This window comes from Candidatus Vicinibacter affinis (assembly GCA_016714365.1).
Lineage (GTDB): Bacteria > Bacteroidota > Bacteroidia > Chitinophagales > Saprospiraceae > Vicinibacter > Vicinibacter affinis.
Map to the genome: position 1 here is coordinate 2,858,021 of JADJNH010000005.1, position 16,850 is coordinate 2,874,870.

9 protein-coding genes are annotated in these 16,850 nt (G+C 34.6%); 2 read left to right on the forward strand and 7 right to left on the reverse strand.

The window, feature by feature from the left end; all coding sequences use genetic code 11:
- Window positions 1-5 precede the first annotated feature (5 nt).
- Window positions 6-1,244, forward strand: a complete 1,239-nt coding sequence (xseA, locus tag IPJ53_11320) for an exodeoxyribonuclease VII large subunit (GenBank protein MBK7799697.1) — start codon at window positions 6-8, stop codon at window positions 1,242-1,244.
- The gene (xseB, locus tag IPJ53_11325; GenBank protein MBK7799698.1) at window positions 1,237-1,416 is read left to right on the forward strand and encodes an exodeoxyribonuclease VII small subunit; all 180 of its coding nucleotides are present in this window, start codon (window positions 1,237-1,239) and stop codon (window positions 1,414-1,416) included. The genes xseA and xseB overlap by 8 nt, the downstream gene beginning before the upstream one ends.
- 36 nt (window positions 1,417-1,452) lie before the next feature.
- Here xseB and IPJ53_11330 read toward each other — a convergent pair whose 3' ends face one another.
- The 7 genes from IPJ53_11330 to IPJ53_11360 form a co-directional block, all read right to left on the reverse strand.
- The gene (locus IPJ53_11330) at window positions 1,453-2,925 is read right to left on the reverse strand and encodes an LptF/LptG family permease (GenBank protein ID MBK7799699.1); all 1,473 of its coding nucleotides are present in this window, start codon (window positions 2,923-2,925) and stop codon (window positions 1,453-1,455) included.
- Between the two features lie 47 nt (window positions 2,926-2,972).
- A complete protein-coding gene (locus IPJ53_11335) occupies window positions 2,973-4,754 on the reverse strand; it encodes an acyl-CoA dehydrogenase family protein (protein MBK7799700.1) in 1,782 nt (593 codons plus the stop codon).
- Window positions 4,755-4,769: 15 nt separating this feature from the next.
- Complete coding sequence (locus IPJ53_11340; protein MBK7799701.1) at window positions 4,770-5,678, reverse strand: prohibitin family protein; 909 nt, start codon at window positions 5,676-5,678, stop codon at window positions 4,770-4,772.
- A 117-nt stretch (window positions 5,679-5,795) separates the two neighbouring features.
- Window positions 5,796-9,434, reverse strand: a complete 3,639-nt coding sequence (locus IPJ53_11345; protein ID MBK7799702.1) for a gliding motility-associated C-terminal domain-containing protein — start codon at window positions 9,432-9,434, stop codon at window positions 5,796-5,798.
- A complete protein-coding gene (locus IPJ53_11350) occupies window positions 9,434-11,860 on the reverse strand; it encodes a hypothetical protein (protein ID MBK7799703.1) in 2,427 nt (808 codons plus the stop codon). The genes IPJ53_11345 and IPJ53_11350 overlap by 1 nt, the downstream gene beginning before the upstream one ends.
- A gap of 18 nt (window positions 11,861-11,878) precedes the next feature.
- Window positions 11,879-12,904: a PorP/SprF family type IX secretion system membrane protein gene (locus IPJ53_11355; GenBank protein MBK7799704.1), complete on the reverse strand. Its 1,026-nt coding sequence runs from the start codon at window positions 12,902-12,904 to the stop codon at window positions 11,879-11,881.
- A gap of 327 nt (window positions 12,905-13,231) precedes the next feature.
- Entirely contained in the window at window positions 13,232-16,846 is a 3,615-nt protein-coding gene (locus IPJ53_11360) for a gliding motility-associated C-terminal domain-containing protein (protein MBK7799705.1), read from the reverse strand.
- Window positions 16,847-16,850: the final 4 nt, after the last annotated feature.

Consider the following 16,850-nt stretch of genomic DNA (forward strand, 5'->3'; position numbering starts at 1 on the left):
TTGATTTGGACGAAACTATCACTCTAAAAAGGTTAAATGAATTTATTCAAAGAGTAATAGGCCTGAATTTTGAAGAGGCCATTTGGATTAGAGGGGAGGTTTTACAAGCTAAAGAAAACCGTGGACACATTTACATTGAATTATCCGAAAAAGGTGACAAGGAAGAAATTGTTGCTCAGGCCTCTGCCGTTATTTGGAAAAATCAAACGACCCTCATCAATAAAAAATTTACATTCAATCTTTTAAGCATTTTAAAAGAAGGAAATCAGGTCAGGGTCAAGGTTCTTGTAGACTTTCATCCAAGATATGGTCTCAAACTTATTATTCAAGATTTAGATTCAGCCTACACTCTTGGACAAATTGCTCAAAAACGGCTACAAGTTATTTCAAAATTAAAAGACGAGCACCTTTGGCAACTTAACAAGAATTTAATGCTTCCTAAAGTAATCCAACGGATTGCATTAATTAGCAGTAAAACTGCTGCTGGGTATCTAGATTTTACCGATCACCTAAAAACTAATCCATTCAAGTATGCTTTTAACATTTCACATTTTCAAACCAGCATGCAGGGTGAAAAAACAGAGGAGGAAATCAACAACGCCTTTCATGAAATTAATAAATGCGCACCAAATACATTTGATGTTGTAACCATCATAAGAGGCGGAGGAGCCAAATTAGATTTGATAGATTTTGACAATTTCCAGATATCCAAAAATATTTGTGAGTGCAAATTCCCTGTACTTACAGGCATCGGGCATCAAACAGATGAATCAATTGCAGACCTTAATGCTCACTACTCATTTAAAACTCCCACAGCAGTTGCAGAATATATTTTAAATCACAACTCTTTATTTGAAACTCAATTAATTGAAACATTCAATGGAATAAAAAATTGGGGAATACGTAAAATTTCTATAGAAAAACTACGGCAAGAAAACATAAAAGCCAAAATCTACAATACTTTCCAACAAAAGGCTTGGCAAAACATTACCAATCTGAATGATATTTTTTCCAGAATTAAAAAAAATGGAAATGAAAAGTTACAAGGAGAATTGTTCAATTTAAAAAACATTGAATCGATTTTGCAAATTAATGATCCTTTGGCTATTCTGGCTAAAGGTTACACGATTACCTTACAGGACAATCGATGGATTAAAAAATCAAATGAACTAGACCAAAAAAAAGAAATTACCATAAAGTTTATTGATGGTCAGATAGTTTCAAAAACGCAACAAGATGGCTAAACAAAAAATTAAATATTCAGAAGCTTACCAGGAATTAGAAAGCATACTTCAAAAACTTCAGTCAGAAGAGATTCAGGTAGATGATATTTTAATCAATATAAACAGGGCAAAAGAATTACTTAAATTTTGCCAGGAGGCACTTAGAAAAATAAATGATGAAATTGAAAACTAAACAATATCATTTGAATAAAAAAAATCCATAATGACATTATTTTTTAAAAATATTTTTGATCAGAATAACCGGGTTAGCATCATTCTGAGCAGACCAAGTAAGCAGAATGCCAGGGATTAGTATTACAGCACAAGGAATCCATGCGGCAGTCAATGCACCTAATGTAAGCCCCTCTGAAAGTCTTTTACAGAATGTATTGAGTAAAATATAAACTATGAACACTAAAATACAAATTATTAATGGATACCCATACCCGCCTTTTCTAACAATTGCTCCCAAAGGAGCACCAACAAAAACAAATAACAAACAAACCAAGGCAAATGAATATTTAATATAAAGTTCATAAGCAAACTTTGATTTCTTTTTTCGTAAATTTTTCTCACTCTCTTCAAAGCTCCTTTTATTGTTCAATTCACGATCCAAATTTTGCTTTGCTCTTTGATAAGCCGTAAAACTTGATTCTCTATCAGAATTATGGTATTTTAATAAAAGAGAATCAATTTTAAAATTTGCTGTATATAATTTGTTATAATCTGCTTTAAAATCCTTCAATAATTTACTCTCCGGGGATCGTTGAATTCCCTTTAATTTGACATCATTAATCGCCTTACCTCTATCTTCTTTTGTCTGTTCAATAAATCTGGAAAATATAGGATGATAAAGATTTGCTCTTTGCTTAGACAAACTATCAAGTTCAGAGCGCAGTTGTTTAGAATTCTTCATCCTCTGATTACTCTTGAATAAATCTTCATCTGATCTTTCTAGCTCAAACTCTTCTAAGGGAAAAACTTTAGTAAGTTCTTTAAATTTTGTTCTTACAAATGGATAAAGTGAATTGCTTACAGTAGCCCGATCTGGAACTTGATAAATCTCACCATTTTCTAATTGCATTACAAGAAATTTTCCTCCCGGAGTTACATACATCTCTCCACTTCTTGCCAAAATCGTCGCCTTCGTACTGGTATTACTGTGGTCGTCAATCAGAATATTTTGTATGGTTTTTCCATTACTTAATTTTTTCTCAATTCGAATTACATATCCATAGAAATCTTCATTAAAAACTCCTTCTTCCAGACTTAATGTAGGTTTTTGTCTTTTCAGATCGTGTAATCGGCTTAAAAATTTTAAATTAGATTTAGGAATTACATAATCAGAGAAAAACCAGGAAACCAAACCAATTGAAGTACACAACAACATTATTGGCAGCATTATTCTCACCAATGAAACCCCAGCTGATTTGATACTAGACAACTCATATCTTTCACCCAAATTTCCAAATAAAAATACTCCTGCCAGTAAAACTCCTATCGGCAATGCCATAGGCACAAGCGACAATGACAAATAACTTAAAAATTCAATAATTACAAAAATACCCGCCCCTTTACCAATAATGTCATCAATATACAACCATAAAGTCTGCATGACTAAAACAAAAAGAGCTATAAAAAAGGAAACTGCAAAAGGCCCAATAAAGCCTTTAACTAGCATCAAATCAAGCCGTTTTACCATTCAATTATGGATTTAAATGTATTGGAAGGCAAATTCAATTTGACAAATTAATAACAATAATGATTGGCCTGAATGATATGATGTGCGACAATCCTCCGATTCTCCTTTACATTAACATTTTCATATCTTGAAAACCGTTTTATCCCCATCAACATAATCTTTAACTCATCGCCTGTAGCAAAGGAAGTCAAAGCATCTTGTGCATTCTTGACGATCCTAGATTGTGCATCGTTTAAAAAGACTTTCAACATTGCAACAAATGGTAAAATCTCAGCCTCATTTTTAATTTCATACAACTTTTGAACTCTTAAGAGTAGAGATTCCGAATTGTATAAATCAATTGCAATATCAGCTATATTCATCAGCACTTCCTGTTGTTCTTTTAAATCATGCTTTCCATCCATCTGATATTTAACGGCGGCTCCTGCTACCATTAAAAGAACTTTTTTAAATTCTTGTACGGCTCTTTTTTCAATACCAAAAGGTCCAGTTGGAATATCCATGGATGGAAGACCGGTTAATTCTTTTTGAACGGCCCAGGCAGGTCCTACTAAATCTAACTCACCTTTCAATGCACGTTTGAGAATCATATTAATGCACAACATCCTGTTTATTTCATTTGTGCCTTCATAAATCCTATTGATTCTTGCATCACGATACAATCTTGCAGGAAGGTACTCCTCAGAGTATCCATAACCACCATGAATTTGAAGCAATTCATCAACCACATAATCCAAAACCTCAGAACCATTTATTTTAATAATAGCACATTCAACCGCATATTCCTCTGCAGCTTCCAGCATTGCTTTTCCAAAATCTATCCCTTTTGCCAATTCTTCATTCTTCTTGTCTTCCATTAAGTCACTAACTCTATAAATTGTAGACTCTAATGCGAAAACTCTTATTGCAGATTCCGCAATTTTAAATTGAATTGCTCCATAATTTGATATGACTTTTTGAAATTGTTGCCTTTCATTTGCATAGGAAACTCCTAGGCTAATGCATCGTTTACATCCCCCCATGGCCATCGCCCCCAACTTATATCTTCCAATATTTAAAACATTGAAAGCAATGAGGTGCCCCTTTCCAATTTCTCCCAATACATTTTCTGCGGGCACTTTAACGTTTTCAAAAAACACCTGTCTGGTAGAAGAACCTTTAATACCCAATTTATGCTCTTCAGACCCCAAAATCAATCCTTCTGTACCTTTTTCTAAAATAAAGCCTGTGAATTTGTCTCCATCAATCTGAGCAAAGACAATAAATATATCTGCAAAACCAGCGTTGGTAATCCACATTTTCTGCCCATTAAGCAAATAAAATTTGCCTGAATTGTCAAGAATCGCTTTAGTTTTAGCACTTAAGGCATCACTTCCAGAACCTGGCTCGGTAAGGCAGTATGAGGCTTTCAATTGACCGCTTGATAGACCAGGTAAGTATTTTAACTTCTGCTCCTCCGTCCCAAAATACAATATAGGAAGCATGCCAATTCCGGTATGGGCGGCAATTGTAGTATTAAATGATGCATCACCAGCTCCAAGCTCTTCTGAAATAATTGTGTTTGAATGTGTATCCAATTCCACTCCTCCATAAACAGCAGGTATGTGTGCACCAAGTAGACCCAATGAGGCAGCATTTTCCAATAATGATTGTTGCTCTTCTAATTTGAATCCTCTTTTCCAAATTTCATTCTCTACAAAATCTCTAACTGTATCTCGAATTAAACGTTGATCATTGTTTATGTCTTCAGGTATAAAATTGGTCTTATAATTTGTCTCCTTTATTAGAAATTCACCTCCCTGCAATACTTTGGGCATATTTTCTGACATCATTTTATCAATAATTTAATTACCATTAAGCATTAACGGAGTATTCTTTCCATTAAGCACTATTACTTTTGCGTTCTGAGACAGACTCAACTCTTTATAAGCTTTAATTAATTCATATTCCAATTGCTTATCAGTTAAACCAGTATTGATAATTCTTTGATAATCAGCAATGCCTTGAGCTTCCACCCTTTTTCGCTCTGCTTCTTGTTTTTCTTTCATAAGCACAAATTGCATTTTCTGAGATTCCTGTTCTGCTCTAATTTTTTCTTCTATGGAAGCTTTAATACTGGTTGGCAAACTAATATTCCTAATTAGCAATTGTTCAAGTATCAACCCCCTGGCTAAAAAATCCTCCTCGACTGTTTTAAATATTTTCATTTGAAACTCGTCTCTTTTACTTGAATAAAGTTCAATTGCTTCATAACCAACCGAAAAATCTCTGATTCTAGATCTTGCAAGTGGCCGTATAACTTTATCCTGATAATCTTTTCCAATTTCATTATAAATCTTTGGAGCAGACGTTGGCAATACTTTATAAAGCACTGTTACATCAATTACAATCTCTAATCCATCTTTAGTCAATGCCCTAATTGCATCATCTCCCTTCACATTACCTTCATCTGTTACTCCTGACATCGTGTAGTTTTGTGTGCGCACGTCCATTTCATGAATTACCAACAGAGGATTCACCACGTGCAATCCCGGATATAAAATATCTTGTTGAACCTTACCGAACAGAGATTTTACACCGATTTGACCAGCATTTATTTGAATAAAGCAAGAGCTAAAAACTCCAACAAGGATTAAAACAAAAGCTGCGACACGAAATATTTTAGATAATTTCCTTATAGAAGGATGCTGGTTTTCCTGATTTAGAAAAAATTGAACTCCCAGCCCCAAAATGCCAATTACAATAAGTATCATAATAATAAAATTCAAAACACAAGCTACTAACTATAACTCTATTTGTTCTTTAGATTTAACACAAATTCGAACGATACAGTTCAAATAACTAAAATTGAGCAGGTTGCTAATTTGATTCTATTTAATAATTGAAACATTTCCCTTTTTAGTATATTCTGAATTTTCAAAACACTTAAATTTTATCAAATATCCAAATACATCGGGCCCCAATCGCTCCCCTTTAAAAGTGCCATCCCAACCAGGCAATTGCTCAGACGTTTCAAATAACTTTTGCCCCCATCGATTATAGATAACCATATTCATTTTGGTTATAAATTGGGATCGAGGAAGAAAGAAATCATTTTTAGAATCTCCATTTGGACTGAAGGCATTGGGTATAAAAACAGCATCCTCACACAATTTAACCATGATTACAACTGAAGCGGTTGCAGTACACCCTGCTTCATCGGTAACCGTGACTACATAAGTGGTAGTTTTGGACGGCATTGCAACTGGATTAAAAATGTCATCATCACTTAATGATCCATCATCAGGCCCCCACTTATATTTGTAACCAAACATATCAACAGTTGTCAACTGGGATTTATAACCAGGCACAATCATTACAGGATCAGCCAGTGCAAAAATATTTTTGGATGGGTCATTAACAGTAATGTTATGCGTTAATGTCCAACTGCACCCTAAAGTATCTCTAATTTCTACGCTATAGGTAGTATTAACAGTTGGATTTACGATAATTTTTGACCCGGTGGAACTACCTATAATTGATTCCTTTGGACTCCAATCATAGGTGTATTTAGAGTTTCCTTCACCCATTATCGTAATCATTGCAGTATCGCTTAGACAAATAACTGACGGCCCTTTGAGTTCTGCCTTTAAAAATGAAATTCTAACAAGAATCGTATCCTTTTCCACACAACCGTACTCATCTTCAGCTTTTACTTGGTACAACTGCGTTTCTTTTGGCTCAACTAGAATACTGTTGCCACTTCCAATTTCTTTGCCTGTCTGATCACACCATATAATTTTTACTAACGGATTGCTTGAATTTGCAAATAATTTAAGTTTTACAGATTCACACAACAAAGTATCACCGCTAACTTCTAATTCAATTCTATCCGGCACAAAAACTGTTATTGTATCTTTTTTTGAACATCCTGGAAAATTTGGATCAAAAATATCGACATAATAGGTAGTGGTTTTTGTAACTTTTGCACTTGGATTTGGCGAATTAGGGTCATTCAACCCCTCAATGGGTGACCATTTATAGACAAATTCATTTGTGCCACCAGGATTCAATTCAACTGTAGAGCCAAAACATGACAATATTGAATCTTTTAAGGTTATATCTATGTCAACAATAGTAATTTCCTTTGTAATACTTCTTTCACAAACGCTGTCTACCTTCAATGTGATTTTATAATTGCCTGATGCATTATAGGTATACATTGCCATAGGTGTAAAAGCCTTTCCTTTGCCGTCTCCAAAATCCCAACTCACATTTCTGTTTCCAGAAGTGGTCACAACAACCTTTAAAGAACCGCACTCATAATCAATTTTGAAATCAGCATCCGGTGGTGAGACAGCATTCACCAATATTGAATCTGTCAACGTACAATTAAACTGATTAGTTGCTTTAAATTTCAAAACATAAATTCCGGGTTCTGGAACAAAAATTACTGGCATTAAGCTATTTGCCGAACTCACAATCAACGGACTTGGGGACCACTCAATAGTTATTTGATCTCCTGGATTAACAATTTCAATTTTAAAACTTGTAGTGTCATCTGAACAAATCACGACTTGCTTAGGATAATTTAGCAAAATACTTTTATCTAACAATTGGATTGCTAAAACTACTTGACATTGATCCTTTGATCCTGCTCTAACATAAACGATTCTATTTCCGCTAATTTTAGTTTTAAAATTTACACCCGTAAATTCTAATGGAATAAAATTTCTATTAAATGACCATTCAAAAATATTAGTAGAATCGGAATTTGCAGTCAATGAAATATTACCATCACAGGTCAGCGTATCACCTTCAATTCTAAGGTTCACAAGCCCTCGAACTTTAACCAAAATTTCCTTTTCCACGACACAATTTCCATCAGTAATGGTAACTCGGTATTTAGTTGTTACATTTGGCTTAGCCAATGGGTTGGAAGGATTGGATAAATCAAGTCCTGTAGTTGGACTCCAGGTGTAAGTAAATCTTGGATTAGGATTTTTAACTAATCTGACTGAATCTCCAATACAAATATCCGTTTCATTCCCAATAAGCTCAATGTCAATTGTACTTATATCAATAGTCTTGGAAAGCATCGATGTGCATCCATTTAAATCTGTAATAGTCAGGGTAATTGTAATTCGTCCACCATTCGAAAGTTTAAAAACAGGATCCTTTAACACTGAAGTTAAATTATTTCCATTCCCGGACAGACTCCAATCATATTTAACAATACTAAAATTCGATTGCGAAGAATCTTTTAAAGATATTGTCAAATCAGCTGAACAATCAATCTTGTAATTAAAATCAGGTATTAATCCAGGATCAATTATAGAAATCGTTTGTCGAAATGTATCTGTGCATTCACCATTTTGAACGACCAGTACAACTTCATAATTACCAGATTTGGAATAACGAAAACTTGGATTTTGATCATTAGACTTTAAATTGCGATCGTTAATAAAATCAAAAAACCATTGATAATTATTAGCATCTTTACTTGTGCTGGTAAATTTCTGATCAAATCCATCACAAAGCGAACTGTTTTTAACAAATGAAGCGACAGGGGTTATTCCACATGGAACGATATTTAATTCAAAATCCCTGGTTGCATAGGATAATAATTTGCCATTCCTATATTCAAGCACACAAACGCCAACAAGAAATTGACCAAGAGTATTGGGGTTTGCAGTAAGCACACCAGTTACAGGGTCAATTTTTAATGGTACTCCTCCTGACCCACCATTCATTAAATCATCTAAATTATAAGGAGATTTAAACACCACACTGTCATATGGAGGTGAATTTGGTCTTCCAGCAGGTACAAGACGGGTTTTACCTAAGTTTGGCTTGCACAACATGTAAACCAAAGAATCACCATCTACATCGGTTGCACTGTGATCAAACACAAAAGGTTTATTTACACAAACATAAATTGGTGGAAAATTTCCAAATTGTGGATTTGAATTACAACTTAATAAATCTATTGCACTAAATTTAATTGCATAAGTTGTTCCAGTTTCCAATGGGTCCACTACATTAGAAAGTGAAGTATTGCGACAGCATCGTTGGTAAGCTAAAATATAACCTCTTTCATCAAAAGGCAAGAAAATTCTTTTTGTATAAATGGCCTCATGCACACAAACTTCTTGATTCTTTCCAACACAAAAATTATCTACTTTTTCTTTTAAAGTATCATTTTTGACATAGTCCATATCAAACACACCATCAATGCCTACTCTAAACGCTTTTTGCCCATCTCCATAAAAGGCTCCAATTACTGCAGGATTGTCAAAAAAAACAGTGTCTGCTCCATTCAAGCAATCACGTCTTACTACTAACCTAATCTCGTAAAAGCCATTTCCGAGGCACTTATAACTTAATTGGCCTCCGACCAGATGAGTCGAATAAGAAACATATTGAAACGAACAAAACATTAAGAACGTCAAGACAATTCTTAAGCATGCTTTACCTATGATATTAATTTGATCGTTACACATAATTTTCAATTGTAATACCTTATTCATTACTCTTTTATTTCTACAATCTCAACTCTTCGCTCACGAGAAGCATTGATGTGGTATATTGATTTTGGATCTTTTGAATTATCGCTAATCCCTTTTGGTGCTGTATCTTCTCCAAATGACTTTTGACTAATAATGAGTTTACCTGATTTTATATATTTTTTTAAAGCACCATTGTTGAACTTATTAAATTCATTTTTTACACTTTGAATTCTCCGTTGTCCCAGATGAAGATTATAATGGTTGTTCGCCAAAGGACTTGCATAGCCTTTTAAGAAAATCTCATACTTCTTTCCATCCTTAAGATCCGATTCTAAAACTGAAAGGAATTTTTGAAACTTTTCATTTCCTGCTTTTACTTCCAGATCGAAAAAAGTTTCCATCACTTTCTGTTGCACATCCCTTTCATCAACAGGAAATGTTTTTGAAAATTTCAACCCAAATATTGATTTGCGAACAAAATAACTATCATATGTTTGCTGATAGGATAAAGTAGTAGTATTTGACATGGTAGCCGGATTTGGACGATCATTATCAAAGTATAAAGAAACAGGTAATAAACTGTATAAGAGTTTGTCCAAATAAATCTTTTCTAAAACATTGCCGATCTGATTACAATCAATGTGAAACTCTTTCATCGCAGTACCATAGCCTGTCTTAGTGGCAACTATTCTGTATTTATGACATCTGTCTAATTCAAATTGAGACAAATTTGTTTGCAAGTTTGTAATTACAATTGGACTATTATCTGGATGCTCAAGATCATATAAACTTACAGTGGTTCCATTCAAATCTAAACCTGTTTGTTTATCGTAGGTCAGAACATCTAAAGTGATTTTTGATTGTTTAAGATATAACTTCTTAGTAATTTCCTTGAATTCCCCCGGCTTCCCACTCATAAAGATAACAGACTCCATTGTATATCCGGGTCTTGATGCTTCTACTCGATATTCTCTATCACATTCTATTGGAAATTCAAATAAATTTGTCTGATCATTGGTAATAATAATTGCTTCCCTGGATGGATCTCTATTATCAAATAATTTAACAGTAGCTCCATTTAACTCCAATAAAGTACTTGCATCAAATACCAATGTTTTTAAATTAATTTCACAAGGCTGTATGTTTGCCTTAAAAATGTCCAAACAACAGGCCTCATTAATGTCGTCAATATATTGGGCTCCAGTTCTGTTACTTGCGAGATATCCAATAGTACCTGTTGATTCTCTAACAAAATACAGATCGTCAAAGCTTGAATTTAATGGCAGGCCGCAATTCTTTATGGTCCCCCACCCATCAATCTGATCGCGCACCTGATAAATATCAAAACCACCCAATCCAAGATGTCCTTTAGAACTGTAGAACAAAGTATTAGTTGGAATGTGGTAAAATGGAGTAACATCATCTTGAACCGTATTAAGGCCTGCTAAATTCATTGGTTCAGAAAAATTTCCATTCGCATCTATAATTGAATACCATAAATCCAAACCACCTTTGCCTCCTGCTCTATCAGAAACAAAATACAATACCTCTTTATTATTTAGCTTATTATATCCAATGTTCGGTTGTGTCTGAGTACTTGAAGTAAGGTTTATATAATCAGGCAACTTTGTGAGCTCTGACCAAAATTGGTTTGCATCAATTTTAGCCTGGTACAAATCACATCTTCTATCATGATCGTTAATGTCTTCGCAAACCGTAAAATAAACTCTGTCAGCTGCACGATTTACCGCAGTGTTTGCAATATTCTTTCCTGGAAACTGCAGATTAAGATATGTTAAATGAATTGGTGATTCTTCATTTTTCAAACTAAGCAATCCACTTAAATAACGTTTTGGCAATGCAGTGTTGACTTTGTTTTCAAAACGACTGCTAGAATAAATGAACTCCTGCTTCAATTGCATTGGTGCAAAATCCGAAAAACTGGTATTGACCTTTTCGCCCATTGAGACAATTGTTGTTCCTTTTACTGGATTATTAGTCATCTCCATTGCCCACTCGCAGGCTTTGATTTCCTTCTCTGCATAGGTTGTATAATAAGGATCCTCTCCTGAATGTTCCGAATTATAGGCAACATAAGCCGTCTTTGCAGATTGGTAATCTCCTTGCATTTGTTTCAGCATACCTAACCAAAATCCACTAAGTGGATATTGCGGTCCATTGGGGTGATTTAATACAGATTCATAATAGGAAATTGAAATTTTATAAGCACCATGTAATCTTGATGCTTCAGCAGCTTTGTACAATAAATCAATATTATCACTTTCAAACAGTAAAGCCTCCTGATACTTTGCTAAAGCATCATAATAATTTTTGCTGGCAAAGGATTTTTCACCTGCCTCCAAAACAGATTTCTTGCTAGGGCTTTGAGCAAAAACCAAGAAAACGCTCCCAAGTACCAAGCATATAGATAAAAATACATTTCTCATATTAAAAGTCAAAAAGTTTTAGAAAATAGGACACGCCTTTAGTTGGCTGAGTGGTCTTGATTTTACATAGGTATATATCAATGAAAACTCAGGTCCTCCTCTGCCTCGTGTTGCTAAATCAAATGGAGAAGTATTAATATCGTAACTCAAACCTCCATACCAATTATTAAATTGAAATGCCAATTTAGGTATGACAGCATCCTTAGTTCTGGCTGACACCCCCAAAAGCAAAGAAAATTCTTTTCCTCGCTTTAAGGACAAATAAAACTTTCCATAACCTCCAAACAAAATCTCCTGATAATTCTGCTGCCTTTGGAACTGAGCATGTAAGAGTATGTCCAAACGGTCCAGCACCTTAAAATTAGGCATTAAATTCAAATTTAATCGCATGGGCAATTTTACACTTTCGGTCTGATTAAAAAATTGTTGCTCAGGTTTATTGAGATGAAATAAACCGATACCACAATCAATTTTAGTTCGAGCAGATTTTTGCCACCTGTAATTTATTCCCGCTGCTAAATCTAAAAATCCATTTGAAGTTCTGTCAAAGTTCTCTTGAGAAGATAAGTTTGGATCAAAACTTGAACCATTCCACTGCTCATCCCATGTCAATTGATCTTGTTGAAATCTCCTCTGAGCTCCTCCAATCAAGCCTCCAATTGACAGTATATTATTTTTATTAATTGGGTATGCATAAGATGCGCTTATGCCCAAATAACCTAAACTAAGTTTTGAATCTCCTGCCCGATCATAATTAAATAAGAAGCCGGCGGACCAGAGTCCTTTGGTTGTCCATTTTTTTGGATAAAATCTAATATCATAACTTCCGGTAAAAGTCAAATAATTTACCAGATTGTCAACGAACCATTGACTTCTGTAGTTTCCAGCCGCTCTCCAATCGCCATTAAAGGTACCCGTCAATGCAGGATTCATATTAAGTGGAGAAGTATAAAATTGGGAATGGTGAATGTCCTGTGCTAGGATAAACTTTATTTGCAGGCTAACCGTCAATACAAATACCCCCAGAATTTTGAGCTTTTTCACAGGCTTCGATCTTTAATTAACTAATACATTTGAATAGACCTAATACATAAGTCCATAAATATCAGTCAATCAACTGTTACTGGCAGTAGTAAATGTAAATATATCGGCTTCTAGACCTGCACAGAAAGCTGGTTGATTTCATGAAATTGGTTCACAAATATAATCAACCAATTGGGTAAAGTAAAATTTTATATAAGTTTTAATTATATGTTTCAAATACCTGTATCTGTATACTATTCTGGTAAAATTTTATTGCTCAAAAACACAAGACTGAATTTCAATGTTGCAAAAGAAATGTATGTACAGTCAAAATTTTTAGCAAACATCCTATCTTACTAAAGTAACATTTCCCTTTTTAAAATAAGTTTGACCATCTACACAGACTACCTTAAAGTAATATCCATAAACATCGGGTGGGAGTTCCCCTCCTTTATAAGTCCCGTCCCACCAGAAGTTCTTATCTTTTGTTTCAAATATTTTTTCACCCCATCGATCATAAACATATAATTCTACCTGATCCAAAAAGTTACTCCTTATTCTAAATTCATCATTATTGTTATCCCCATTAGGTGAAAAAATATTGGAAATAAATACATCAGTTTCATCACAATTTGGTCTGATCACAAATACCCTAACTTCAGCTTCCCCTGGACATCCATCATCATTTATTGCGGTCACCTTATAAAGTGTAGAAACTAATGGCGAGGCTACCGGGTCTGTACATTCGATGCAACTCAATCCTTGCGGATTAACCCATTTGTAACCTGAAAAATCACCATTTACATGCAAGGTGGTAGATTGCCCGAGATATATCGTATCGTCATCAGCATAAGCATCCAATGGAGGGTCAAATTTGCTGATGTTTACTTGAAAACTGTCTTGATATCTACAGCCATATTCATTTTCAAAGTCAACATAAAATATGGTGGTATCTGAAGGTTTTACCAAAATTCGATCACTTTGTTCGCCTGACACGATAAATCTAGAAGGACTCCAACTATATTTATATGTATGATTACTTTTAGGAATGAATTCAACAAAACCATCTGCTCCTGGACACAAATTTTTCTTGCCAATAATTTCGTATTTGGTTTTTATTGGAATTACTTTGAATGAATCTACATCTGTGCAACCATAAAGATCCGTAGCATAAGCCCGAATGTATTGTGAGTCAGCGAAACTTCTCACCAATTTGTATCCGTCACCTATAAACTGCCCTACCTCATTTAACCATTCTACTTTGGCTGAAATACCTGCATCAGTAAATGCTTGTAAAAGAATTGTATCACTATAGCACAAAACTGTGTCATTGTTTACCCTTAAATTAATTAAAGGAGGAACGAAAACTGTTACATTTCTTTCAATAAAACAATCTGCCACATTGGGATCTGTTACCCGTACAGTATAAGTGGTCGTAGAATTTACTTTTACCAATGGGTTTGGACTGTCGGGATCACTGAGATTATCGGCAGGTGTCCATTTATATTTATAATTTAAGTCAGGGTCCGGATTGATATTAACTGAATCACCATTGCAACTTAAAATTGTATCATTCAAATTAACTTTTATAAAGCCAACATTGATAAATTTTGTGATTTCATTATTACATTCACCTTTAACTCTAAGGGTAACAATGTAACTACCTGTATCCTTATAATTATGAACAGGATTAATATCAGAACTGGAATTATTATCTCCAAACTCCCAGGTATATAATCCTTGATCACTTTCATTGATAAAACTCACCAGTGTATTGTCACAATTTTTATCCACTCTAAAACTTGCTTTTGGCTTGCATCTGATATCAACGTCAATAGTATCCATGGCTCTGCACCTGTATTGATTTTCTACATTTATTACAAACCTTTGATCTTCACAAGCTGGCACATAACCCTTTATTTTGTTCGTACCCTGCCCAGAAACAACATAAGTATTAGGAGTCCACACGTATATTAATTTATGTTCTGGTCTTGCATTGTTTAGAGTCAATTCAAAAGTATCCTGTTCACAAAATTTATAAAATTGATTAGGTACATCTGTGATTATTTTTTCATTTCTCACGGTGATGCTGTCGGACCCCGGACAATTTGCAGCAGACTTTGCCCTGACAAAAAAGGTAGCCTTACCTTTAACAACTGAAGAAAATTCAAAATCACCATTTTGAATAATGTTAGAAAAATCCTTTTGATCAGACCATTCTATAGATGATTCGACTCCACCATTTGCCCTTAATTTGATGGTGTCTTGACAAATAATTGTATCACCCTGAATATCAATATCAAGTAGTCGGGATACTTTTACTGTAAGTGTATCTGATTCTTCACATTGACCGTCGGTAACGGTCACAAAATAGGTGGTTGTACTATCAGGATTGGCAATAGGGTTTGGGCAATCATTACAACTTAATCCATTTGGTGGCGACCATGAATACTTAAATCTAGCATCAGGGTTGGATATTAATGCCGTGGATTCTCCGATGCAAATAGGGATGACATCTCCTAAAAACTGGGGCTTCAGTCGATTTAAATAAAAATCCTTGGCCAAAGAATCAATACACCCACCTTCGGATTCAATCAAGAGTCTTATGTGTGCTTGACCAGTATCGATAAAAGTGAATTTTGGATCCATTTGGGAAGAACTGTATGTTTTAGAACCAATTTTTACTTCCCAGGAATAATTTTTAATATTTAAAAGAGAATCGAATGAACGATCTACAATATTGATATTTATTGAATCATCACAGGATCCAAAATTCAAATCAAATCTTGCATCTAATTGGGTAGAGTCATAAACTAAGATATCTTGATAACTTGTATCGATACAATCTTTGGCACGCTTTGCAATTAAGGCAACCCGATATTTACCTGGGCCTAAATAAGTAAAATTTGTAATAGAGTCTTTGGAAGTATATAAAGGCGAAGGGTAATCAAAAAACCAGGTATAATCCTTTGCATTAATACTTTTACTGGTAAAATTAACTCTTCTATCCTCAGTACATAAGACCTTAATATCTGCGTCAAAATTAGATACAGGATTGGTTGTACAGATCCTGACATTATATTGAAAATCTCTTCTCAATTGTGAAAGAAGCCGTCCATTTCTATACTCGCTTATACATATTCCAACAAGATATTGACCTATAAGATTGGGCTGTCCTTTTAACAGACCGGTATTTCTATCAATTGTTAATTCCGGAAACCCACCGAGAAGATTGAAAAGTCCGTATGGTGCTTTATACGTCACTGGAATGTATGGAGGTTTTTTAGGAGTAGAAGGCTTTGAGTTTGCTGTATCTGCACCTGAATAAGGAATACATAATGAATAAACAAGAGAATCCCCTTCCTGATCCTTTACTGAGTGGTTAAACAGAATTGGCCTGTCTCCGCAAATATAAACCGCTGGCCACTCACCAAATGTCGGACTTACATTGCAATACCTCAAAGCATCTTCCGTAATAATTACAGTATACGTTGCTCCCACTAACTCTGGATCTACGATATTAGTAATTGTTTTATTACGACAACATCTTTGATATACAAGTTGGTATCCACCGTTTCTGTAAGGAAGTGTTACATTACCAATATATGTGGTAGTATGTACACACACATCTCCTCCTACAACTTCACATTCCGTCTTTAAAATTTCATTCAAGGTGTCATCTTTTCTGAATGGCATTTGTATTACCCCAAATTTTCCTAAGTCCCTAAGGATAACCCCATTGCCATCAAAAATACCAATATTTGCAGGATCATCAAATTCCGCCTCCGGACTTCCATTAAAACAGTCTCTTCTTAAAGTTAACCTAACCTCATACCTATTCCCCCCCAAACATCTATAAGTCATCTCACCTCCAACAATATGACTGGCCTTAATCTCTCCCGAAACGGAAAAGAAAAATAGCATGGATATTATATACAACCAACTCTTATGATTCAACTTCATATTA